This is a genomic window from Paraburkholderia sp. D1E, from assembly GCF_052682275.1.
The window spans coordinates 2,874,552-2,897,966 of the sequence record NZ_JBQYMB010000001.1 but is presented as its reverse complement, the minus strand read 5'-3'; the positions used below and the strand labels follow the sequence as shown (position 1 = coordinate 2,897,966).

Here is a 23,415-nt window from a genome sequence, read left to right as displayed (position 1 = left end):
ACGGCGGCTAAACGCCAGGATTCGTGCCGCGTTACTTTGCATGGGTTTTCTGGCTGCCGCGTCTGCGTTCGCTGCGACGCTCGAGTTTGCGACTGTCACGCCAGATCATCCCATCGTTCTTCCGCAAGACACCGGGGCACACCCGGCTTTTCGCACCGAGTGGTGGTACGCAACGGGCTGGCTCACGACACCGGACAATCATCCCCTCGGTTTCCAGATCACTTTCTTTCGCTCGGCAACCGGTCACGATCCCACCGATCCGAGCGCGTTCGCACCATCGCAATTGATCATTGCCCATGCCGCGTTAAGCGATCCAGCGCTCGGCCATCTTACGCACGATCAGCGCATTGCCCGCCAAGGTTTCGGACTCGCGTATGCGAAGCCGGGCAATACCGACGTCAAACTCGACACATGGAAAATTATCCGTGCCGCCGATGGTCACTACGACGTTACAGTGGACGCGAACGGATTCGCGCTGCATCTCACGCTGACGCCGACACAAGCACCTTTAGTCCAGGGCGAAGGCGGCTACTCGCGCAAAGGTCCGCGGCCCGAACAGGCGAGCTATTACTACAGCGAGCCGCAATTGCGCGTGGCCGGCAGCGTAGTTCGACCGGTCGCAGCGGGCGGCAAATCGACAGGCGAAACGGCCGTTACCGGCGCGGCGTGGCTCGATCATGAATGGTCGAGCACGCTGCTCGATACCGACGCGGTCGGATGGGATTGGCTCGGCGCCAACCTGACGGACGGTTCAGCCTTGATGGCTTTCAAGGTCCGCAGTCGCGATGGACACACGGTATGGGCACACGCAGCGCTGAGAAATCGCGATGGTCAGGTGAAGACGTTTGGCCGCGATGAGGTCGACTTCACTCCGATTCGCACATGGCGCTCGCCACGCACGAACACGTCGTATCCCGTCTCTATGATGGTCAAAACCGGTACGCTGATGTGGCGCCTCGATCCATTGATGGACGACCAGGAACTCGATTCCCGTCAATCGACTGGTGCTGTGTATTGGGAAGGTGCGGTGCGGGTGGGTCGCGAAGGCGTGGACGTTGGACACGCTTATCTGGAACTGACGGGTTACGCGAACGCGTTGCGGATCGGGAGAGAGTGAGCGCCGTTTTTGCTGCTGTAAACGCAGAAACCCCACCGTTGAGGGGTGGGGTTTCTGTTACTGCAGGGGAGCCTGACGATTACCTACTTTCACACGGGAATCCGCACTATCATCGGCGTGGAGTCGTTTCACGGTCCTGTTCGGGATGGGAAGGGGTGGGACCGACTCGCTATGGTCATCAGGCATGACTTGTTGCCGTACTGCTCGGGGAGCAATACAGCCAATCTGGAAGAAGTAGTTTCTGGTGATGCTCACCAGCGGGAGTTGTGTTGTTTCTGGCACAACACTGATCTCAACCGTGCGTCGCGTGTCCCTGCCCCCTTCGGGGGTGGTCCTGAGTAAGCACTGAAGTGCTAACTCATCACGCAAAACACACCTGTTATAGGATCAAGCCTTACGGGCAATTAGTATCAGTTAGCTTAACGCATTACTGCGCTTCCACACCTGACCTATCAACGTCCTGGTCTTGAACGACCCTTCAAGGGGCTCGAAGCCCCGGGGATATCTCATCTTAAGGCGAGTTTCCCGCTTAGATGCTTTCAGCGGTTATCTCTTCCGAACATAGCTACCCGGCGATGCCACTGGCGTGACAACCGGTACACCAGAGGTTCGTCCACTCCGGTCCTCTCGTACTAGGAGCAGCCCCCTTCAAATATCCAGCGCCCACGGCAGATAGGGACCAAACTGTCTCACGACGTTTTAAACCCAGCTCACGTACCTCTTTAAATGGCGAACAGCCATACCCTTGGGACCGGCTACAGCCCCAGGATGAGATGAGCCGACATCGAGGTGCCAAACACCGCCGTCGATATGAACTCTTGGGCGGTATCAGCCTGTTATCCCCAGAGTACCTTTTATCCGTTGAGCGATGGCCCTTCCATACAGAACCACCGGATCACTATGACCTGCTTTCGCACCTGCTCGACTTGTCGGTCTCGCAGTTAAGCACGCTTATGCCATTGCACTATCAGCACGATTTCCGACCGTACCTAGCGTACCTTCGTACTCCTCCGTTACACTTTGGGAGGAGACCGCCCCAGTCAAACTGCCTACCATGCACTGTCCCCGACCCGGATCACGGGCCAAGGTTAGAACCTCAAACAAACCAGGGTGGTATTTCAAGGACGGCTCCACGCAGACTGGCGTCCACGCTTCATAGCCTCCCACCTATCCTACACAGATCGGTTCAAAGTCCAATGCAAAGCTACAGTAAAGGTTCATGGGGTCTTTCCGTCTAGCCGCGGGGAGATTGCATCATCACAAACACTTCAACTTCGCTGAGTCTCGGGAGGAGACAGTGTGGCCATCGTTACGCCATTCGTGCAGGTCGGAACTTACCCGACAAGGAATTTCGCTACCTTAGGACCGTTATAGTTACGGCCGCCGTTTACCGGGACTTCAATCAAGAGCTTGCACCCCATCATTTAATCTTCCGGCACCGGGCAGGCGTCACACCCTATACGTCCACTTTCGTGTTTGCAGAGTGCTGTGTTTTTATTAAACAGTCGCAGCCACCAGTTTATTGCAACCCCTTCACCCTTTGCGCGCAGGCGCATCAAGCTACAGGGGCGTACCTTATCCCGAAGTTACGGTACCAATTTGCCGAGTTCCTTCTCCCGAGTTCTCTCAAGCGCCTTAGAATACTCATCTCGCCCACCTGTGTCGGTTTGCGGTACGGTCTTGTTAAACTGAAGCTTAGAGGCTTTTCTTGGAACCACTTCCAGTTGCTTCACCGCCTAAGCGGCTCGTCCCATGCCCTTGAATTGCGCGCCCGGATTTGCCTGAGCGCCTTCTCCAACACAGGAACCGGGACTTCCAACACCCGGACAACCTTCCGCGATCCGTCCCCCCATCGCATTTAACAATGGTGCAGGAATATTAACCTGCTTCCCATCAGCTACGCATTTCTGCCTCGCCTTAGGGGCCGACTCACCCTACGCCGATGAACGTTGCGTAGGAAACCTTGGGCTTACGGCGAGGGGGCCTTTCACCCCCTTTATCGCTACTCATGTCAGCATTCGCACTTCCGATACCTCCAGCGCACTTTTCAATGCACCTTCGCAGGCTTACGGAACGCTCTCCTACCATGCACATAAATGTGCATCCGCAGCTTCGGTATATTGCTTAGCCCCGTTACATCTTCCGCGCAGGACGACTCGATCAGTGAGCTATTACGCTTTCTTTAAAGGATGGCTGCTTCTAAGCCAACCTCCTGACTGTTTTAGCCTTCCCACTTCGTTTCCCACTTAGCAATATTTGGGGACCTTAGCTGGCGGTCTGGGTTGTTTCCCTCTTGACACCGGACGTTAGCACCCGATGTCTGTCTCCCGTGATTGCACTCTTCGGTATTCGGAGTTTGCTATGGCGTAGTAATCCGCAATGGACCCCACAACCATGACAGTGCTCTACCCCCGAAGGTGATACACGAGGCACTACCTAAATAGTTTTCGGAGAGAACCAGCTATTTCCAGGTTTGTTTAGCCTTTCACCCCTATCCACAGCTCATCCCCTAACTTTTCAACGTTAGTGGGTTCGGACCTCCAGTACGTGTTACCGCACCTTCATCCTGGCCATGGATAGATCACCTGGTTTCGGGTCTACACCCAGCGACTGAACGCCCTGTTCGGACTCGCTTTCGCTACGCCTTCCCTAATCGGTTAAGCTTGCCACTGAATGTAAGTCGCTGACCCATTATACAAAAGGTACGCAGTCACCCCACAAGGAGGCTCCTACTGTTTGTATGCATGCGGTTTCAGGATCTATTTCACTCCCCTCCCGGGGTTCTTTTCGCCTTTCCCTCACGGTACTGGTTCACTATCGGTCGATCACGAGTATTTAGCCTTGGAGGATGGTCCCCCCATCTTCAGACAGGATTTCACGTGTCCCGCCCTACTTGTCGTACACCCAGTTCTTCCTCGCTGTTTTCGTCTACAGGGCTATCACCTGCTATGGCGGCACTTTCCAGAGCCTTCGACTAACAATGAAGATAAAGAGTACAGGCTGGTCCCATTTCGCTCGCCACTACTCTGGGAATCTCGGTTGATTTCTTTTCCTGCGGTTACTTAGATGTTTCAGTTCACCGCGTTCGCTTCTCATGGCCTATGTATTCAGCCATGGATACCTCAATAGAGGTGGGTTTCCCCATTCGGACATCGGGGGATCAAAGCTCGTTTGCCAGCTCCCCCCCGCTTTTCGCAGGCTACCGCGTCCTTCATCGCCTGTGATCGCCAAGGCATCCACCACATGCACTTGTTCGCTTGACCCTATAACGGGTGTGTCTCGCACTGCATCCACGGGGGATGAAGTGTTTCGTCACAGTCGCTACAGGTTGAGTATTCGTGTTGCGCCGTATTCCAAGAGCAATCTTTCGATTTCCCTTTTCATACATTGATACAATCACAACCCTGATTCACCTACTCACATGCCCATCTCTAGACACGCTTTCGTGAATCTCTTTACTACTTCTTCCTGATTGTTAAAGAACGACAGCCGATATAAAGCTCTGCTTCATATCACTCTGACTGGCTCAATCGCCAATGCATAAAGCTCGGTAAATACCGAACGCTAGGCATTGAAGATTGGTGGAGGATGACGGGATCGAACCGACGACCCCCTGCTTGCAAAGCAGGTGCTCTCCCAGCTGAGCTAATCCCCCAGTCATACAGATCACGCAACCTGTTCGCCCCGGGGTCCTCACCGGTTAGCTGCAGCCACCGCAGAAACAGTGGTGGGTCTGGATGGATTCGAACCATCGACCCCCGCCTTATCAAGACGGTGCTCTAACCAACTGAGCTACAGACCCCTGAGTCTGTCTGCGTATCTGTCCTGATTTCACAGCCGATAAGCGTGAGCGCTCAACGCTTTGACACGTCTAGCTCGAGAAAGGAGGTGATCCAGCCGCACCTTCCGATACGGCTACCTTGTTACGACTTCACCCCAGTCATGAATCCTACCGTGGTGACCGTCCTCCTTGCGGTTAGACTAGCCACTTCTGGTAAAACCCACTCCCATGGTGTGACGGGCGGTGTGTACAAGACCCGGGAACGTATTCACCGCGGCATGCTGATCCGCGATTACTAGCGATTCCAGCTTCACGCACTCGAGTTGCAGAGTGCGATCCGGACTACGATCGGTTTTCTGGGATTGGCTCCCCCTCGCGGGTTGGCGACCCTCTGTTCCGACCATTGTATGACGTGTGAAGCCCTACCCATAAGGGCCATGAGGACTTGACGTCATCCCCACCTTCCTCCGGTTTGTCACCGGCAGTCTCCCTAGAGTGCTCTTGCGTAGCAACTAGGGACAAGGGTTGCGCTCGTTGCGGGACTTAACCCAACATCTCACGACACGAGCTGACGACAGCCATGCAGCACCTGTGTTATGGCTCCCTTTCGGGCACCCCGACCTTTCAGCCAGGTTCCATACATGTCAAGGGTAGGTAAGGTTTTTCGCGTTGCATCGAATTAATCCACATCATCCACCGCTTGTGCGGGTCCCCGTCAATTCCTTTGAGTTTTAATCTTGCGACCGTACTCCCCAGGCGGTCAACTTCACGCGTTAGCTTCGTTACCAAGTCAATGAAGACCCGACAACTAGTTGACATCGTTTAGGGCGTGGACTACCAGGGTATCTAATCCTGTTTGCTCCCCACGCTTTCGTGCATGAGCGTCAGTATTGGCCCAGGGGGCTGCCTTCGCCATCGGTATTCCTCCACATCTCTACGCATTTCACTGCTACACGTGGAATTCTACCCCCCTCTGCCATACTCTAGCCCGCCAGTCACAAATGCAGTTCCCAGGTTAAGCCCGGGGATTTCACATCTGTCTTAGCGGACCGCCTGCGCACGCTTTACGCCCAGTAATTCCGATTAACGCTTGCACCCTACGTATTACCGCGGCTGCTGGCACGTAGTTAGCCGGTGCTTATTCTTCCGGTACCGTCATCCTCCCGCCGTATTAGGGCAGAAGTTTTCTTTCCGGACAAAAGTGCTTTACAACCCGAAGGCCTTCTTCACACACGCGGCATTGCTGGATCAGGGTTGCCCCCATTGTCCAAAATTCCCCACTGCTGCCTCCCGTAGGAGTCTGGGCCGTGTCTCAGTCCCAGTGTGGCTGGTCGTCCTCTCAGACCAGCTACAGATCGTCGCCTTGGTAGGCCTTTACCCCACCAACTAGCTAATCTGCCATCGGCCGCCCCTGTAGCGAGAGGTCCTAAGATCCCCCCCTTTCCTCCGTAGAGCGTATGCGGTATTAATCCGGCTTTCGCCGGGCTATCCCCCACTACAGGACACGTTCCGATGTATTACTCACCCGTTCGCCACTCGCCACCAGGGTTACCCCCGTGCTGCCGTTCGACTTGCATGTGTAAGGCATGCCGCCAGCGTTCAATCTGAGCCAGGATCAAACTCTTCAGTTCAAACCTGTTACTGTTTTTCGGGCTCTTTCGAACCCGGTCGCTCACTCAACGTACTGACGAATGATCATCCTGCCGCCGTGTTTCCACCCCAGCAGGAAAACCTTCCTTTAATACTAGTGTGAGACTTGATACTTTCGCTTTTGCAGCAGGCCCCGAAGGACCCACCGCCGCGTCGCGCATCAAGCGCCCACACTTATCGGCTGTTAATTTTTAAAGATCGATTACGCATTCACTACCAAAAACCGCACCGCGTGTCGCCAACCTCACAACCACCCGGCACCGCTTCGTTCTGCGTCGCTGCATCTGCAGCAGAGAAACGAGATTATGGAGAACGGCCGGCATGTCGTCAATCCCTCTTGTGCAATTATTTTCAAAAAGTTGAGAAGCACCAAAACAGCCTTTGCTCGGGCATCGCAAAAAATACTTAGTTATCCGAGTTAATTTTCACGCAATACCAGTGATTGCATATTTTTGCAAGCGAGAGACGCTAACTCGATTGAACGATCACGCGCCACCGGGGACTCTCGGGGGCTCTCGGGGGCTCTCGGGGCTCTCGGGACTCTCGGAGCACTCGGAGCACTCCGGACACGGGGATACGGGGACACTCAGACGCACGCCCCCAAGGGGACACAAGGACGAAGAGGAAGCAGCGGGAACGGGCGAATCGAGGACGCGCAATAGAAACTACGCGCAAGCTACGAAGACAAAACGAGGACAAACAAGAACAACCAGGAAGCAGGAACGCGGAGAGTGGTTTTGTGAAGTACGCTTCGGCGCGCGCAGCGCCGCCGGAAGTAAGACGCCCTTGTCACTCACGCCGAATGTGCGGGAGCACAGATTCCAGATGCACCACTACTGCAACTGCGCGGGGGACCCACTTATAAGCTGGCGGGGTGAGCCGCTTTCTTTGCTTATCTTTCTTTGCGGCGGCAAAGAAAGTAAGTGCCTGCCCCGCACAGGGGCGAACGCTAATAGACCGCGAAGAAAACAAGGAAAGGCCAAAGTAGCCAGATCAAGGACAGCCCAACACCTTGGGGCAAACAAAACCAGCAAAAAACAAAAAACCAAAACAAACAAAAACCACTAAAGCCCCCATCCGGCGCAGCCGTAAACAAGTAATTCAGCCACACATTTATCCGCCGACCATGGAAAAACCAGTAGGGACCCAAGCAGAGCCCCAAGCGGACACCCAGGCAAACGCCCAAACAGACGCCCAAACAGACTCCCCATCACCCCACCTGCTTCTGGAAGCAGTCCCAACAGGCACGCCCCTCGACTGGCCAATCACCGACTCCGACGGCACACTCCTCTTCGCCAGCGGCGCCATCCTGGCCACCACAGACGAGCGCAAATTCCTCTTCGACAACTTCCACCCGCACCGCGGCGACTTACTGAACGCGGCCACGCAACCAGAACCAGAACCCCAACCCGACCACTCCACCGGCAAACTCACAATAAAGGACATGCACCTGACGATAGGTGCATTAATAGGCGTACGCTCCCAACTCGGTAGCGGCGCTCCGATGCATCCATGCCGCATCATCGGCTTCGCGCCCAACCACGCGCTCTTCGTGACACCGCCATTGCAAAATGGCCGCATCCTCCCACTACGCCTCGGCGAAAACATCGAGATCGTCGCCATAGCGAGCCACGCCGTGTTTCGTTTCGTCTGCACGGTCGAGTCAGTTTGTCGCGCCCCGTTCGACTACGTAGTGCTATCGAAACCCGGCGTGATCCGCCGCCTGCGCGAACGCAAGTCGATCCGCGTCCACGCGCACTTCGCGGTGCGCTTCGGCATCGGCGAAACTGGCGATTCATATGAAAGTCTGGGCGTGGCCAACAGCATCAGCACACTCGGCATGTCGCTGAGCGCCTCATGGACGCTCGGTGCAGTCGGCGAACGATTGCGCGTCGCCTTCTGCCTCAAATCGGCAGAACTGCAAACCATGATCGAAACCACGGCAATCATCCGCAACGTGCAGAAAGGCAGCGCGCCGGGCGAGCCGTCGATCCACGGTCTCGAACTCGATCAACTCGATGCAGCACAGCAGATGGCGATGAAAGTCTTCGTATTCGACCGCCAGGACGACGTGCAATGCTGGTCTAACGGTTTGAAATAAGCGCACGAAAACGCGCGGCATGGCGCGCGTGCGGCTCAGGCAATCAGTTCTTCCGGTGTAAAAAGCGCCGCGCCCCATGCATCGGCAAGCGTCCTGCAACGGCCCAGCCGAATCGCCTCCCGCTCAAAATCGACGAATATCACTTCGTCCGCGTGAAGCGGCCGCGCCGGCTGATCGCCGCTGCGGCCGTCGGTCAGGATCCACAGCCAGCGCTGCTGCGCGGGCTTGCGTCGGGCGCTGCGCTCCAGCACCTGCGCGGCCTGACGCACGCCGGACGCGAGCGGCGTCCCGCCACCTCCACCCACCGGCCTTAGCCATCGCTCGTTCCACCAGCGCGGCACAGCGGGACCGAAACGCAGATCGGCGCCGGCGCCGCCAAAACACACCAGCGCCGCCTCGGCGCGCGAAGTGCTTGCGCGATCGAACAACGCGCTCAGCAAACCCTTTGCGAGTGCGAGGCGCTGCCCGCCAAGCATGGAACCGGAACAATCGAGCACGAAGCAGTGCAGTACACCGCCCCGCGGCGCCTCACGCACGAAGCGCAGATGCTCGGCGCGCAAGGTGTCCTGACGCATTGCGGTGAGCGTCGGCAACCATGCGATGCGCTTGCCCGGCGTCCCTTGCAAACGGCCACGCGAACCTGCGCCGGCACCTTGCCGCCATCGAAAACCGCTGCGCGAGTCAGCGGCGGCACCCTTCCGATGGCTCAGCGTTTTTTTGCGTTGAGCGGAATAACGCCTTTGACTTGCGCGACGCCCGCGGGCTGCGGTGGTAAATAACCCCAATCGCTATCGTCGGCAGCCGCGCCTGGCGCTGTATCGTGAGAAGACTGCGAAGACGCGGCATTCGCATCGTCAGTGGCCTGCCGCGGCGCTTCGTTCCCGCGTACGTCGCCCTCTGCCCGCGTCTCGCGATCGTGGCGCCGATGCATCAGCACCGCCTCGGCGACCCGCTCGACATGCTCAGTCGTGACCGCAACCGCCTGCTCCAAGGCAGCCAATGCCCGCGCCGCGCGCAACATCACCAGATCGGCACGCAAGCCGTCGACTGCCGCGTCGATGCACAGCGCACTAACATGCGCATGCACGGCGTCGTCGAAATCGAGTTGCGGCAGCGCTTCACGCGCCGCTCGAATCCGTTGAACATACGTTTCCTGCTGCTGCGCGAATCCAGCACGAAAACCGCGCGGATCGAGATCGAACGCGAGACGCGCCCTAACGATCTGCTGACGCACCTGCGGATCAAAACAGTTTTCCAACTCGACCATCAAACCGAAGCGGTCGATCAGTTGCGGCCGCAACTCACCTTCTTCCGGATTCATCGTGCCGATCAGCACGAAGCTCGCATCGTGATTATGCGAAACACCATCGCGCTCGACAGTATTCACACCGCTGGCAGCTGCATCGAGTAGTGCATCGACGAGCGTATCAGGCAGCAGATTCACTTCATCGACATATAGCACGCCGCGATGCGCTTTCGCGAGCAAACCCGGCGAAAAACGCACCGAGCCATCGCGCAACACGGTTTCGATATCGAGCGTGCCGATCAGACGATCTTCACTCGCGCCGAGCGGCAAATTCACCAACTGCCCTTCCGGCAACAACTCAGCGAGCGCGCGCGCCGCGGTCGATTTCGCCGTGCCGCGCGGCCCACTCACCAGCACGCCGCCCAGACCCGGGTCAATTGCAGCGAGCAGGAGCGCCTGCTGCAATGGTGTCTGGCCGATCAGCGCGGCAAAGGGAAAAGCGGGCCGCTGGGTCGCTGCGTTCATGTTTGCATTCCTTCGATCTGCTGCTCGCTCGCGAGCAGATGCTGTTCGACTTGCGCGCGATAATCGCCGGGCGCTTGCCACAGACCGCGCTGCATCGCTTCGAGCAGACGCTCGCAGATCGAATGCATGGCGTGCGGATTGTGCCGCTGCAAGAACGCGCGCGTATCGGCATCGTTCAGATAGGCGTCGGTGACGAGCGCATATTGATGATCGGCGACCACCCGTGCGGTCGCATCGTAGCCGTAGAGATAATCGACCGTCGCTGCGATTTCAGCAGCGCCCTTATAACCGTGGCGCTTCACGCCATCGAGCCATTTTGGATTGACCACGCGTGAGCGGACCACGCGCGCGATCTCTTCATGCAACGTGCGAACGCGTGGCGCGGCCGGGTTGCTGTGGTCCGCGTGATAGACCTGTGGCTGATTGCCCGCCAGATGCCGCACTGCCGCGACCATGCCGCCCTGAAACTGGTAGTAATCGTTCGAATCAAGCAGGTCGTGCTCGCGGTTGTCCTGGTTCTGCAGCACCACATCCATCGCGGCGAGACGTGCGCCGAATGCGTGGTGCGCTTCTTCGCCAGCGCTTTTCTGCGTGTAGGCGTAACCACCCCACGCTTGATAGGCAGTCGCAAGGTCCGCGTCGGTTTGCCATTGCTGCGAGTCGATCATGTCCTGCAGACCCGCACCATACGCGCCGGGCCGCGCGCTGAAGACACGCCAGCCGGCACGCTTGCGCGCCTCGGTGGCATCCATGCCGCGCGCAATCAGCGCGTCGCGTTCGCGCAGCACGCGCGCGCGAATCGGGTTCAGGTCTTCGGGTTCGTCGAGTTCGGCCACGGCCTGCACGGCGGCGTCGAACAGATGCATCACGTTCGCAAAGGCATCGCGGAAAAAGCCGGATACGCGCAAGGTGACGTCGATACGCGGCCGGTCGAACACCTCGATCGGCATGATCTCGAAGTCAGTCACGCGATGACTGCCTGGCGCCCACTTCGGCCGCACACCGAGCAAAGCGAGCGCCTGGGCGATGTCGTCGCCACCGGTGCGCATGGTCGCGGTGCCCCACACCGAGAGGCCAATCGCGCGCGGGTAATTGCCTTTTTCCTGCAGATGCCGTTCGATCAACTGCTGCGCGGATTTCAAACCAAGCGACCATGCCGCTTGAGTCGGCACTGCTCGCGTATCGACAGAATAGAAGTTGCGACCGGTGGGCAGCACATCGGGCCGTCCACGCGAAGGCGAACCGCTCGGCCCCGGCGGCACGAAACGCCCTTCAAGCCCGCGCTTCAGATGCCGCATTTCCTGCGGACCGCAGGCGTCGAGCCGCGGCAGTACATCGTTGCGCAGTCGCTCGATCACTCGTTCCGCTTGAGGCAAGGTTCCGCTCACGGACACAAAGTCGGACGCTTCATCACCACACACTTCACGCAACATCTCGGCCGCCAGCAGTTCCAGGCGCTCGCGTGTATCGCCGCAGTGCCGCCACGGCGCATCGCTGACCTGTTGCAACACGTCAGAACGTGGACCGTCCCACGCCGCCGACCAATCCACCGACAGCGGATCGAACAGATGATCCATCTGCAGATCGCGCGCCAATGCGTCGATCAAACCAGCCTTGCTGCCTTGACCATCACCGACCGGAAAGCGCCCTAAAGCCAACAATGTATCGCGCCGCTGCACCCCGTCAGGCGATTGCCCGAACGTATGCAAACCATCGCGAATCTGCGCCTCTTTCAACTCGCACAGCCATGCATCGACGCGCGTTAGCAACGCGTCCTCGGCGTCCTGTCCGTTCGGCTCCGCGAGACTCAATTCGTCATGCAGCTTATGCTCGACGATGGTCGCGAGAATGGTGCGCCTCAACAGCTTCGAACGGCGCGGATCGACCATCAGCGCCTCATAGTATTCGTCGACCTGGCGTTCGAGGTCTTGCAACGGCCCGTAAGTTTCAGCGCGCGTAAGCGGCGGCATCAGGTGATCGATAATGACGGCCTGCGCACGACGCTTCGCCTGGCTGCCCTCGCCCGGATCGTTGACGATGAACGGATACAGGTGCGGCATCGGGCCGAGAATCAGATCGGGCCAGCACGCATCGCTCAACGCGACGCTCTTGCCGGGCAACCATTCGAGATTACCGTGCTTGCCGACATGCACGACGGCGTCGACGCCGAACTGATGACGCAACCAGAAATAGAACGCCAGATACGCATGCGGCGGCACGAGTTCAGCGTCGTGATAGCTCGCGTAATCGCCCTGCTCACGCGAACGCGACGGCTGAATCCCGACGAACACCTGCCCGCAGCGCCAGCCTGCAATCATGAAGCGGCCGCGCCGCAACGTCGGATCCTGTTCGGGCGAGCCCCAGCGCGTGTTCACCGCATTGCGCGCTTCGGCGGGTAACGCATTGAAATGCACCAGATAGTCGTCGAGCGCGAGGCTTTGCAACGCGGGCCGCAAATCACGCACGACCGGATCGTTGGTCACGCCTTCGGTCAACGCCTTCAGCAAGGCGTCGCCGTCGGCAGGCAATGCTGCGAGGCGGTATCCCTCGTCGCGCAACATGGACAGAATGCCGACCACCGAGGCCGGCGTATCCAGCCCCACGCCGTTGCCGATACGCCCTTCGCTCATTGGGTAATTGGCGAGAATCAGCGCGAGTTTCTTGTCCGCGTTATCGAGTGTGCGCAGACGGCACCAGCGGCGGCTCAGTTCGGCCAGAAAGCCGACGCGTTCGAGGTCCGGTTGATAGCGGACCACATCGACTTCGGTGTGCGGACAACGATAGGCGAGCCCCTTGAAACTGATCGCCCGCGTGATGATACGGCCGTCCACTTCCGGCAACGCGATATGCATGGCGATATCGCGCGAGTTGAGGCCTTGATTGTCCTTGACCCAATCCTCGCGGTTACCGCCACTCAGAATCACCTGCATCACCGGAGCGTCGCCGGCGAGCGCAAGCGGTTCGGGGTCGTCGATAGCAGACGCGGCGAATGCAGTCGTATTCAGCACCAAGGCGACATCGTGTTGCGCACACAACCGCTGCACGACTTCGCGGCTCATCGCATCTTTCAGCGAAGTAATCGCGACCGGCAGCGGATTCAGACCTTGTGCTTCGAGCGCATCAACCAGCGCATCGAACACGGCTGTGTTGGCCGCTTGCAGATGCGCCTTGTAGAACAGAATCGCAGCGACCGGCGCGCCCTTAACCCAGCGCGCCTGCCAGTCGGCCATCGTCGGGGTATCGCGTTCGGGATAATAGAGCGTCGCGGCAGGCAAGGCGCGCGGCGGCGCAGGCTCGTGCCCCCAGCCAAGCGAGCGGTACGCGATAGCGCGCAGGAACGCCTCGGCATTCTGCGGCCCGCCTTCACGCAGATAGCGCCATAACTGATGACACAGATCGGCGCCGGCAGTGCTGCGCGCGAGCAGGTTCGGATCTTCCTGAAGATCGCCGGAGAACATCGCGAGCGTCTGCTGCTTGCGCTCGGCGAGCGCGACCACCTGTTCGATTCCATACGGCCAGTACGCCTCGCCGCCGAGGTGATCGACCACTACGACACGCGCATGCTGCAACACGTCTTCGACATAGAAATCGACTGAGGCCGGTTGCCGCAAATACGTGACGTTCGCGAGCCGTACGCTCGGAAAACCCTCGCCCAGACGAGGCACCACGCTCGCCAGCAGCGACAGCGTGGTATCGGCGGAGCTGAGCACCACGATATCGGCGGGCTGCTGATCGATGCGGATCACGCCTTGCGTATCGTCGACAAAACCGCCCGGCGTAGTGCGCAGCAGATGCATGACCGGTTACGCCTGTTGCGGTTGGGCGTTCGCCACGGCGCCCAAAGCGGCGTCGAATGTCTGTTGCAGCGTGGCCTGGTCGAGGTCTTCGCCGATCAGCACGAAGCGGCTTTGCACGCCCTCGCCCGTTTCACCCGCTTGCCAGCGCCGGTCGAAATAACTATCGAAACGACGGCCCACGCCCTGGATCACCAGACGCATCGCGGCGCCCGGCAATGCCGCGAAACCTTTAACGCGGTAAATCGTGTTCGTTTCGACGAGCCCTTGCAACGCGGCGATCACAGTCTCGCGCGACGAAACATTCGCATGCACCACCACCGAATCGAATTCGTCGTGATGGTGATCGGCATCTTCGGCCGAACCGTGATGGTCGTGGCGCAGGTGAATCGTTTCTTCCGAGGCCGTTTCGAGGCCGAGCAACGTATGCAGATCGAGCTGGCCCATCTGCGCGCGCACGATCTTCACTTGCGGCGGAATTTCTTCACGAATCGAACTTTCGACAGAAGCTTGCTGTGCGTCGTCGAGCAAATCCGTTTTGTTCAGAATCACCAGATCGGCTGCCGACAACTGGTCTTCGAACAGCTCATGCAGCGGCGATTCATGGTCGAGATTCGGATCGGCCTGGCGTTGCGCATCCACGGCGGCCGGATTGTCGGCGAACTGGCCGCTCGCCGTGGCCGGGCCGTCGACTACGGTGACGACCGCGTCGACGGTAAAGCTGTTCTTGATCTGCGGCCAGTTGAACGCCTGCACCAGCGGCTTCGGCAACGCGAGACCGGATGTCTCGATCAGCACGTGATCGATCTGCTCGCGTCGCTCCACCAGTTTTTCCATCACCGGGAAAAACTCTTCCTGCACGGTGCAACACAGGCAACCGTTCGCAAGCTCATACAGTTGCCCTTCGGTCTCGACGCCGTTTTCATCGCAACCGATGCCACAACCCTTGAGGATTTCCCCGTCGATCCCGAGTTCGCCGAATTCGTTGACGATCACCGCGATGCGCTTGCCGCCCGCATGCTGAAGAATGTGCCGCAACAGCGTGGTCTTGCCGCTGCCGAGAAAGCCCGTGACGATGGTGACGGGGATCTTGCGCATTTGAGTTTGCATCGTGAGGTCCATCCGTAGGAGTTGCATGTGCACGCCGATGCGCCTGCGCGTCTGGCTGTATAGGCCGTGCAAACGGGGCGCATGCCCTAAGCCACGACAATAACCAGACACGAGGACGAACAACGGCGTTGCCGGGGCAACAGAAAACAGAAAACGGGAATGAGGTCATGAACGCGCCGCCGCATCCCCGCGGTGGTCATTCTTCGTAGTCTGGCCGGTATCCGGGCTGGCGAAAGCGCCGCTTCCCCTTCCCGGGCGAGTGGTTTCTCGCCCAGTGGTTATATGCCGACGCGGCCTTGCGCGTGGACATCGAAGCCGGCTCCGCGGCGCCAGGCAAACAACCTGGAACCGCTTTTCGCTTACCGTTGCGGGGGCAGCACAGGTTGACCCGATCCATTGCAGGTGGGCACCCTGTTTCCCGTTTAACTGCATGCGCACGAGCGCGCATGCGAGCACCAAAGTGCGTGCGAGTTTAGGCCGAGCGCCCCGTGCCGTCAAGGAAACGCAGGCGTCCGCAGGGCCTTTCCGCAGTGCCGGCGCGGCCTGCCGTGTGCTATCGTATGCGCGCGTTTGGTGCCCGCACATGCGTTCGCATGTGCAGTTAAACGGGAAACAGGCCGCGCTCGCTGCGCTCAACCTGTGCTGTCCCCGCAACGGTAAGCGACCTGCGGTGCTTTCGCATCGCGCATGCGTTTTTGATGCCACTGTCTGACGAATCTGGACGGGAAGGCAAAACGCATGAGGCCGCCAGCCCGGATACCGGCCAGACGCGGAGGCAGTGAACGTCACGCTGCCGTCCGCCGGAATCCGCGAGGGACGGATGTGAAGGCGCTGAAGCACGACGTGGCGCGGCCGTTGGCGTTTTCCCGTGGGAAACGCGGCGAGCAGCGTTTTTCGTCGCGCGTACCCTGTCGCACCGCATGACCTCAATTTCTGCCGCCCCGGGCCTCTTCGCGTCTCACCCGTTCCCGCTTGTCATGACATGGCGCACGCCATGCGCGCCGCGATGAGCCGCGCCTGGCTGATCGGCGCAGGCCCCGGTGACGTCGAACTGATGACGCTCAAGGCAACGCGCGCCCTGGCGCAAGCCGATGTGGTGCTGGTCGACGATCTGGTGAACCCCGACGTGCTGCAATTCGCGCGCGCCGACGCGCAGATCGTGTACGTCGGCAAACGTGGCGGGCATCCGTCGACACCGCAGGCCGGCATCGTCGCGCAGATGCTCGAACATGTGCAGGCCGGGCGCAGCGTCGCGCGTTTGAAAGGGGGCGATCCGTTCGTGTTCGGCCGCGGCGGCGAAGAACAGCAGGCGCTGCATGCCGCGGGCATCAGCGTGGACGTGATCAACGGCATCACCGCCGGGATTGCAGCGCCCGCGGCAATCGGTATTCCTGTGACGCATCGCGATTACGCGCAAGGCGTGGTGTTCGTCACCGGACACGGCGCCGGCAGTGGCGAGCCGGACTGGGCCGCGCTCGTCGCCACGCGGATGACGTTGGTGATTTACATGGGCATGCGTCGCCTGAACGATATTGCCGCCGCGTTGCTCGCGGCCGGCATGAGCGCCGATACGCCGTCCGCGGCGATCGAATCGGCGACGCGTCCTGAGCAACGGCACGTGCTCGCGCGGCTCGGCGAGTTCGCGGATACAGTCTCGCGTGCCGGACTCGGATCGCCGGCGATCGTGGTGATCGGCGGAGTGGCTTCGCTGGCTTTGGCGCGGGATGCTGTGAATGCCAGTACGGTGGGCGGGTTGGACGCGCAATGAAAACGCTCACTGTCGGCATCGGTTGCCGCCTGCACAGCCCGGCTGAGGAGATTGAAGCGGCCGTGCGCGCCACACTCGGCTCGCACACATTCGATGAAATCAGCACGGTTGCCTCGATCGACACCAAAGCCCACGAAGCCGGCTTGCTCGAATTCTGCGCGCGTCATGCCCTGCCGCTGATGCTGTTCAGCCGCGCGCAGATTGCGGCGATAGCGGTGGACGATCCGTCGGCGGCAGCACGCGAGCATCTGGGCATAGACGGCGTCTGCGAACCGTGCGCGTTGCTCGCCGCAGCGGCCGAATCTGAGGCGGCCAGCGCACCAGGCGCCGCCCACGCGTCGACATTTGCGTCAGTTGCATCGGCTGAATCGGCTGCCCCAATCGCCTCACCTGCGTCGATTGCACTCAGTGCCGCGAACGCACGGCTACTCGTGCGCAAAACCATTCGCAACGGCGTCACGGTAGCGATAGCCTCAACCACCGTCCACCCCGCCGGCGAACCGACAAACAACGACACCCAAAAACAGGACCTTTCATGAAGACTGATCCCGAATCGCATCAACGCATGACCGAGCGCCGGCGCGAAGGTCACGAGAAAAAGCAGGCCAGCGCCACCGTCGAAAAAGGTCTGCTGATCGTCAACACCGGCACCGGCAAAGGCAAAACCACGGCAGCGTTTGGTATGGCCGTGCGCGTGCTTGGGCATGGCATGCGCCTCGGCGTCGTGCAATTCATCAAAGGCGCGTTGCATACCTCGGAGCGCGACTTCCTCGGTGCGATCGCCAATTGCGACTTCGTCACGATGGGCGACGGCTACACCTGGAACACGCAGAATCGCGACGCCGACATCGCCACCGCGCGCAAAGGCTGGGACGAAGCGCGCCGCATGATCGAGAGCGGCGACTATCACATGGTGATCCTCGACGAACTGAACACCGTGCTGAAGTACGAATACCTGCCGCTCGACGAAGTGCTGTCGGTCCTGAACGCCCGTGCTCACATGCTGCACGTGGTGGTGACCGGCCGCCACGCGCCGGACGCGTTGATCGAAGCCGCCGACCTCGTCACCGAAATGCGCATCGTCAAGCACCCGTATCGCGAGCAAGGCGTGAAAGCGCAGCGCGGCGTGGAGTTCTGAGCAATGTCCGCGTCCTCCAATCCCCCAAGGGGACTTCCTTCGGGGCGGGGGGCTTCGTTCGAAACGTCCCTCAAGGACACCTCCTTCGGTGCATGCCCCGCCCTGTTCATTAGCGCGCCCGCGTCGGGCCAAGGCAAGACCACGATTACCGCGGGTCTGGCGCGCTACCATCGGCGACTCGGACGACGCGTACGCGTCTTCAAGACGGGCCCTGACTTTCTCGATCCGATGATTCTGGCGCGTGCCAGCGGCGCGCCGGTACTGTCGCTCGATCTGTGGATGGTGGGCGAATCGGCCTGCCGAAACCTGCTCGCGCAAGCGGCGGCTGAAGTGGATCTGATCCTGATCGAAGGCGTGATGGGTCTGTTCGACGGCACGCCGAGCAGCGCCGATCTGGCAACCACGTTTGGCGTGCCGGTGCTCGCAGTGATTTCAGCAAAAGCGATGGCGCAGACCTTCGGCGCGGTCGCCTTCGGCCTTGCGCAATTCAGACCTCAAGTGCCGTTTTACGGCGTGCTCGCCAATCGCGTCGGCTCGCCAAGGCACGCGCAAATGCTCCAAGAGGCGTTACCGCCGAACCTGCGCTGGTGTGGGCACATCACCGGCAACGACGAAATCCAGTTGCCCGATCGCCACCTCGGGCTGCATCAAGCCGCAGAGATCGACGACCTGGAAACGCGCCTGGATCGCGCCGCCGATGCACTCGCGCAAACCGCATTGGCTGAACTCCCGCCACCGGTCGAATTCGGGGCGCCCGCGCAGGAAGCCCTGCCACGTCTTCTGGAAGGCAAGCGGATCGCGATAGCGCGCGATGCCGCGTTCTCGTTCATCTATCCGGCCAACGTCACGCTGCTGGAGACACTCGGCGCGCACATCGACTATTTCTCACCCCTCGCCGATGAAGCACTGCCGGAGCACGCCGACGCCCTGTACCTCCCAGGCGGCTATCCCGAACTCCATGCGGCAGTGCTCGCAGGCAACACGCAAAGCGCCGCGACGATTCGCGCGCACGCGGCCGCCGGCAAACCGGTCGTCGCCGAATGCGGCGGCATGCTCTATCTGCTTGAACAGCTGACCGACACGAGCGGCGCCACAACGCCGATGCTCGGCCTGCTGCCCGGCCACGCAACGATGCAAACGCGCTTCACCGCGCTCGGCATGCAACAGATCGACAGCCTGCATGGTCCAATGACCGGCCACACCTTCCACTACTCTAAACTGACGACATCGCTCACGCCGCTTCGTTCAGCCACCCGGCCGCACGGCGATGCGCCTGGCGAGAACGTGTTCCGCGCCGGTTCGATTGTGGCAACCTATATGCACGCTTATTGGCCCTCCAACCCGGCCTTCACGGCCGCCCTGTTCCATGGCGAAGCCTTTTAACGATTCCGAGCGCGAAGCCGTCTACCGCGCGATTTACGAACGGCGCGACATGCGCCATTTCGTGCGCGAGCCGGTCGACCCTGCCGTGTTGCAACGCCTGCTCGACGCGGCGCATCACGCGCCGAGCGTCGGCTTCATGCAACCCTGGCGCATCGCGCGCATCACCGATCCGGCTTTGCGCACGGCGTTGCACGCGACGGTCGAAAGCGAACGCCTCGCCACCGCCGACGCCCTCGGCAAGCGGCGCGAAGAATTCATGAAGCTGAAAGTGGAAGGCATGCTGGACTGCGGCGAACTGCTGGTGATGGCGCTGATGGACGGCCGCGAGCGGCACATCTTCGGACGCCGCACCTTGCCGGAAATGGATCTCGCGTCTGTGGCGTGCGCGATCCAGAACATGTGGCTCGCCGCGCGCGCGGAAGGTTTGGGAATGGGCTGGGTGTCGTTATTCGACGTCGACATGGTCCGTACGCTGCTGCATATGCCCGAGGGCGCGCGGCCGGTGGCGATCCTGTGTCTCGGTCACGTCGATCAGTTCTACAGCGAGCCGATGCTGGAAACCGAGCGCTGGGCAAGCCGCATGCCGCTCGCCGATTGCGTGTTCGAAAACCGCTGGCCGGAAGACGGCAAAACGCCGGAATAGCGCGGGATGTTTTAAGGCTGCACCGGCTTAACCGAAACCACATTCGGCATGCCGCTCGCCTGATCGGTCCGCAGTTTCACGCGCCAGTCGGGCGGCGCATCGAAAGGGAATTTTGCCAGGGCGCTTTTCACGAGCGCCGGCATCGCATGCAGGGGATCAGCATCGCGATCGCTGCTGGCCGCGTTCACGCTGTAGACCTCCTGTCCGCTCGACTGCTCGAAAAACCGCAGCGTCAACGAATGCTGATAAGCGCGTCCGCCGAATAGCGCAAACGGCGGTTCGGGCGCGCGTTCGCATGCGCCTGGCGCGCAATCCTTCACGCTTACGCCAACCGTGGCCGGCCGCGTGTCATACGCAATCGACAGTAAATAATGCGCGGACTTGCCCGCCGTATCGATGAAATCGTTCTTCGCCAGCTCATCGCGCAGCATGGTTTCAAATTGCGGATGATCGGTACTGGCATCCTGCGACGGCATGCGCGAAATCGTATAGGTACGCGCCCCCTGCAGCGCAGCCGAAGGATTCGCCGTGTGCACGTCGGCGCTCAAACCCGCGCATCCGGTCAGACTCGCCGCGGCCAGCGCGGCACAGATCAATATCGCTTTCACCAGCTTCTCGCTTCAATAAGGTGAGTGTTCATAAGTCATAAGTCGTCAGCGCGCGGCTGCGGCGGCATCGGACTGCGCCTCGTCGAGTGCCGGCAGGGAAATCGTGAACGCCGTTCCCTTGCCAGGCGCACTGACCACGTCGACGTCGCCGCCATGGCGCGTCACGACCGTCTTGACGAACGCCATGCCCAATCCCGCGCCGCCCACTTCCGGGCGCTCCGTCTCGTGAAAGCGCCGGAAGCGCTCGAACAGACCCGCCTGCTGCTCCATGGGAATACCGTAGCCTTCGTCGAGAATCGTGCACGACACGCGTTTTGCCGCGCCGGGCACGCCCGTCTGCGCAAGGCTGCCAATGCTCTTCAGGCTGCACGTGATCTGCGTGTCCGGCGGACTGTACTTGACCGCATTATTCAGAATGTTGACGAGCGCGCGCGTCATCAGCGAACGGTCCGCGCAGATCCAGTGGCCCTCCTCCCCGGCGTCGGCTTCGTCTTCCGTATTCGTTTGCAGCGTGATGCGTTTGGCGTGGGCCTGTGGCCAAACCTCGTCGCTGGCGTCGATCATCAGTTCGGTCATGCTCACCGGTTCGAGCATATAGGTTTGCGATTCAGCACGCGCGAGTTGCACGAAGTCGTCAGCAAGCGTCAGCGCACGTTGCGCATAACGCTCGATGCGCTCCAGCAGGCCACGCGCGAGCACCGGCTCGCTGCGCGCCCGCTCGATCTCTACCAGCGCCAGAATCGAAGCCTGCGGCGAACGCATATCGTGCGACAGCAGCCGCAACGCGTCTTCCCGTTGGCGCTCCGCCGCATGCAGGGCCGATACATCGACCAGACCCGCGATCCAGCCCGTCGTCTCACCTTGCTCGTTCGTGCAATTCGCATAGCGCAGCAGATGATCGCGCTCGTGGGCGTCGCGCACCTCCACGCCCTGCGCCATCAGTGCGGCGAACTCATGGCGCGCGGGATCGAGCAGCGCGGGCCACTGAGCATGCGCGAGCAGATTGTTCTCGGCGTCCGACGGCGCGCCGCTGTCGATGGTCTTGACCAGCGTCAAGCCGCCCAGCACCGCCCGCATCGGCCGGCCTTCCGGTAGCGGCGCGCCAAGGCGCGCGAAATGCGCCTTGGCCGCATGGTTCGCGATCAGCACGATGCCTTCCACGTCGCTCACCAGAATCGGCTCGGGCATGCTGTCGAGGCTGTCCCATACAAAGCGCTTCATGTCCTGCACGCGCTGCGCGGCCTGCGCCATCAACGCCATATGCTGCTCCAGCACGTCGCCGCCGAACTCGCGGCGGCGCTGTGGTGTTTCCGGCAGGAGGTGAGGCTCGTCGGCCAGCCGTTGCAGCTCTTCGCGCAGATAGGCCATCGTCATTTCAAGGCGCCGCCAGTTCCAGATCGGATACACCACGATCAAGCCGAAGATCGCCGGCACCGGCGACATCCAGAGCCGCGCGCCGTACAGCAAGGCCGCGCTGCCAGCCGTGGCGAGCACGCCCAACGCCACGGTCAGCAGCAACGAGCGGCGTGGCGACAGCACCAGAAAACCGGCGAGCAGCGCAGCAAGCGGCGCCAGCGACGCGATGAACAGCACCCATGGCTCCGCGGGTTCGAGTTCGCGACCGGTCAGCAGTGTATCGAGCACGTTCGCATGAATATAGACACCGGGCAGCGGCCCCAGCTCGCCGGACACCGGTGTAGCAAAGCGATCGTACAAGCCGGACGCGGTCACGCCAATCAGCACGATACGCCCGCGTAGTTTGTCCGCCGGGACATCACCCGCGAGCACACTGGCGAAACTCAGTTTCGTGTAGTTCTGCGCATTCAGGCCGAAGGGGATCAGGAAGCGGTCTTCGCCCTCATCATTGTCATTGGATTGCGTCACCGCGTCGCCGGAAGGCTGCCTGTGCGGCCGCCCGTTCAATTGCAGCGCGCCACGCTCGACGGCCTGGGCGACCGGCACCATCAATTGCGGCCAGCGCGAATCCGCGTCGCCTTCGAACCGCGCGACGCTGCGCACAATGCCGTCGCTGTCGACTTCGAGATTGATATGCCCAAGTCCGGCCGCGGCACGCGCGAGCGGCGCCACCGGTTCGACCGCGACGCGCTGACCGGCGCTGTCCGGCGGAGTCAGCAGCATCGGCAGATAGGTGGGACTCAGGGCGATCGCACGGGCGAGCTGGGCGTCTTCCGGATTGGCTTCGGTAAAGAGCACGTCGTAGATCACCGCGGCCGGCTTCGCCTTCGCAATCTGTTCGAGCAACCTGGCATGGACGCTGCGCGGCCACGGCCAGCGGCCGAGCTGCGCAACGCTGGCATTGTCGATTTCGAGCACCACGATGTCGTGCAGCAACGGCGGCGTGCGCAGGCTCAGAAAGCGGTCGTAGACGAGGTGGTCGACGCTCGCGGTCATCCGGCCGAGCGAACTGAGCAGAATCACCACAATGCCGAGGCAGCCGATCGCCACCCATTCGAGCAGGAAGCGGCGGCCCGCGCGCCGGCCGAGGCGGGCGCGCGGGTCGAGGCTCAGGCGCGTGTGTGTATTCGGCAAG

13 protein-coding genes, 2 tRNA genes, 3 rRNA genes and 2 riboswitches are annotated in these 23,415 nt (G+C 60.7%); of the genes, 7 read left to right on the top strand and 11 right to left on the bottom strand.

All coding sequences use genetic code 11. The features are described from left to right. Positions 1-40: 40 nt before the first annotated feature. Positions 41-1,117, top strand: coding sequence for a lipocalin-like domain-containing protein (locus tag ACUN0E_RS13080; RefSeq protein WP_445566831.1), 1,077 nt, complete (start codon positions 41-43; stop codon positions 1,115-1,117). A 70-nt stretch (positions 1,118-1,187) separates the two neighbouring features. On the opposite strand, the gene rrf is transcribed toward ACUN0E_RS13080, so the two are convergent. From rrf to ACUN0E_RS13055, 5 genes are all read right to left on the bottom strand, one after another. Further along, positions 1,188-1,300 (bottom strand): 5S ribosomal RNA (rrf, locus tag ACUN0E_RS13075). A 200-nt stretch (positions 1,301-1,500) separates the two neighbouring features. Further along, positions 1,501-4,380: ribosomal RNA gene (locus ACUN0E_RS13070) — 23S ribosomal RNA — on the bottom strand. A gap of 316 nt (positions 4,381-4,696) precedes the next feature. Next, a tRNA-Ala gene (locus ACUN0E_RS13065) sits at positions 4,697-4,772 on the bottom strand. A 70-nt stretch (positions 4,773-4,842) separates the two neighbouring features. Beyond that, a tRNA-Ile gene (locus ACUN0E_RS13060) sits at positions 4,843-4,919 on the bottom strand. Between the two features lie 79 nt (positions 4,920-4,998). Then, positions 4,999-6,529, bottom strand: a 16S ribosomal RNA gene (locus ACUN0E_RS13055). The 16S, 23S and 5S rRNA genes sit together here with 2 tRNA genes alongside, the layout of an rRNA operon. 1,145 nt (positions 6,530-7,674) lie before the next feature. Between ACUN0E_RS13055 and ACUN0E_RS13050 the strand changes: the two genes are divergently transcribed. After that, complete coding sequence (locus tag ACUN0E_RS13050; RefSeq protein ID WP_445570432.1) at positions 7,675-8,649, top strand: flagellar brake protein; 975 nt, start codon at positions 7,675-7,677, stop codon at positions 8,647-8,649. Positions 8,650-8,684: 35 nt separating this feature from the next. Here the strand turns inward: ACUN0E_RS13050 and ACUN0E_RS13045 are convergent, their stop codons facing one another. From ACUN0E_RS13045 to cobW, 4 genes are all read right to left on the bottom strand, one after another. Next, complete coding sequence (locus tag ACUN0E_RS13045) at positions 8,685-9,224, bottom strand: vWA domain-containing protein (protein WP_445570431.1); 540 nt, start codon at positions 9,222-9,224, stop codon at positions 8,685-8,687. Between the two features lie 131 nt (positions 9,225-9,355). After that, positions 9,356-10,420, bottom strand: coding sequence for an ATP-binding protein (locus ACUN0E_RS13040; RefSeq protein WP_445566830.1), 1,065 nt, complete (start codon positions 10,418-10,420; stop codon positions 9,356-9,358). Then, positions 10,417-14,217 (bottom strand): cobaltochelatase subunit CobN, encoded by a 3,801-nt coding sequence (cobN, locus tag ACUN0E_RS13035; protein ID WP_445566829.1) that lies wholly within the window; start codon positions 14,215-14,217, stop codon positions 10,417-10,419. Before cobN ends, ACUN0E_RS13040 begins: the two co-directional genes overlap by 4 nt. A 6-nt stretch (positions 14,218-14,223) precedes the next feature. Then, positions 14,224-15,324, bottom strand: a complete 1,101-nt coding sequence (gene cobW, locus ACUN0E_RS13030; protein ID WP_445566828.1) for a cobalamin biosynthesis protein CobW — start codon at positions 15,322-15,324, stop codon at positions 14,224-14,226. Positions 15,325-15,519: 195 nt separating this feature from the next. Then, a riboswitch (cobalamin riboswitch) is annotated at positions 15,520-15,799 on the bottom strand. 79 nt (positions 15,800-15,878) lie between these two features. Further along, positions 15,879-16,106: riboswitch (cobalamin riboswitch) on the top strand. A 224-nt stretch (positions 16,107-16,330) separates the two neighbouring features. On the opposite strand from cobW, the gene cobA reads away from it, so the two are divergent. The 5 genes from cobA to bluB are packed head-to-tail and all read left to right on the top strand — an operon-like array spanning position 16,331 to position 20,256. Beyond that, positions 16,331-17,092: a uroporphyrinogen-III C-methyltransferase gene (gene cobA / locus ACUN0E_RS13025; RefSeq protein ID WP_408394080.1), complete on the top strand. Its 762-nt coding sequence runs from the start codon at positions 16,331-16,333 to the stop codon at positions 17,090-17,092. Beyond that, a complete protein-coding gene (locus tag ACUN0E_RS13020; protein WP_445566827.1) occupies positions 17,089-17,631 on the top strand; it encodes a cobalamin biosynthesis protein in 543 nt (180 codons plus the stop codon). The genes cobA and ACUN0E_RS13020 overlap by 4 nt, the downstream gene beginning before the upstream one ends. Then, on the top strand, positions 17,628-18,230 hold the full coding sequence (gene cobO / locus ACUN0E_RS13015) for a cob(I)yrinic acid a,c-diamide adenosyltransferase (protein WP_408236416.1): 603 nt from the start codon (positions 17,628-17,630) through the stop codon (positions 18,228-18,230). Before ACUN0E_RS13020 ends, cobO begins: the two co-directional genes overlap by 4 nt. Positions 18,231-18,233: 3 nt before the next feature. Next, positions 18,234-19,613 (top strand): cobyrinate a,c-diamide synthase, encoded by a 1,380-nt coding sequence (locus ACUN0E_RS13010; protein WP_445566826.1) that lies wholly within the window; start codon positions 18,234-18,236, stop codon positions 19,611-19,613. Then, positions 19,597-20,256, top strand: coding sequence for a 5,6-dimethylbenzimidazole synthase (gene bluB, locus ACUN0E_RS13005; RefSeq protein ID WP_445566825.1), 660 nt, complete (start codon positions 19,597-19,599; stop codon positions 20,254-20,256). The genes ACUN0E_RS13010 and bluB overlap by 17 nt, the downstream gene beginning before the upstream one ends. Positions 20,257-20,267: 11 nt before the next feature. Here the strand turns inward: bluB and ACUN0E_RS13000 are convergent, their stop codons facing one another. Both ACUN0E_RS13000 and ACUN0E_RS12995 read right to left on the bottom strand, forming a co-directional pair. Beyond that, positions 20,268-20,867, bottom strand: coding sequence for a DUF4136 domain-containing protein (locus tag ACUN0E_RS13000; RefSeq protein ID WP_445570430.1), 600 nt, complete (start codon positions 20,865-20,867; stop codon positions 20,268-20,270). Between the two features lie 42 nt (positions 20,868-20,909). Continuing rightward, on the bottom strand, positions 20,910-23,414 hold the full coding sequence (locus ACUN0E_RS12995; protein WP_445566824.1) for a CHASE2 domain-containing protein: 2,505 nt from the start codon (positions 23,412-23,414) through the stop codon (positions 20,910-20,912). Position 23,415: the final 1 nt, after the last annotated feature.

What these genes read in the sequence shown, in the direction of transcription:
- cobO (WP_408236416.1), top strand. Translation starts at nt 17,628, where the DNA reads ATGAAGACTGATCCCGAATCGCATCAACGCATGACCGAGCGCCGGCGC.
- cobW (WP_445566828.1), bottom strand. Translation starts at nt 15,324, where the DNA reads ATGCAAACTCAAATGCGCAAGATCCCCGTCACCATCGTCACGGGCTTT.
- ACUN0E_RS13050 (WP_445570432.1), top strand. Translation starts at nt 7,675, where the DNA reads ATGGAAAAACCAGTAGGGACCCAAGCAGAGCCCCAAGCGGACACCCAG.
- cobN (WP_445566829.1), bottom strand. Translation starts at nt 14,217, where the DNA reads ATGCATCTGCTGCGCACTACGCCGGGCGGTTTTGTCGACGATACGCAA.
- ACUN0E_RS13040 (WP_445566830.1), bottom strand. Translation starts at nt 10,420, where the DNA reads ATGAACGCAGCGACCCAGCGGCCCGCTTTTCCCTTTGCCGCGCTGATC.
- ACUN0E_RS13080 (WP_445566831.1), top strand. Translation starts at nt 41, where the DNA reads ATGGGTTTTCTGGCTGCCGCGTCTGCGTTCGCTGCGACGCTCGAGTTT.
- ACUN0E_RS13020 (WP_445566827.1), top strand. Translation starts at nt 17,089, where the DNA reads ATGAAAACGCTCACTGTCGGCATCGGTTGCCGCCTGCACAGCCCGGCT.
- cobA (WP_408394080.1), top strand. Translation starts at nt 16,331, where the DNA reads ATGAGCCGCGCCTGGCTGATCGGCGCAGGCCCCGGTGACGTCGAACTG.
- bluB (WP_445566825.1), top strand. Translation starts at nt 19,597, where the DNA reads ATGGCGAAGCCTTTTAACGATTCCGAGCGCGAAGCCGTCTACCGCGCG.
- ACUN0E_RS13045 (WP_445570431.1), bottom strand. Translation starts at nt 9,224, where the DNA reads ATGCGTCAGGACACCTTGCGCGCCGAGCATCTGCGCTTCGTGCGTGAG.
- ACUN0E_RS13010 (WP_445566826.1), top strand. Translation starts at nt 18,234, where the DNA reads ATGTCCGCGTCCTCCAATCCCCCAAGGGGACTTCCTTCGGGGCGGGGG.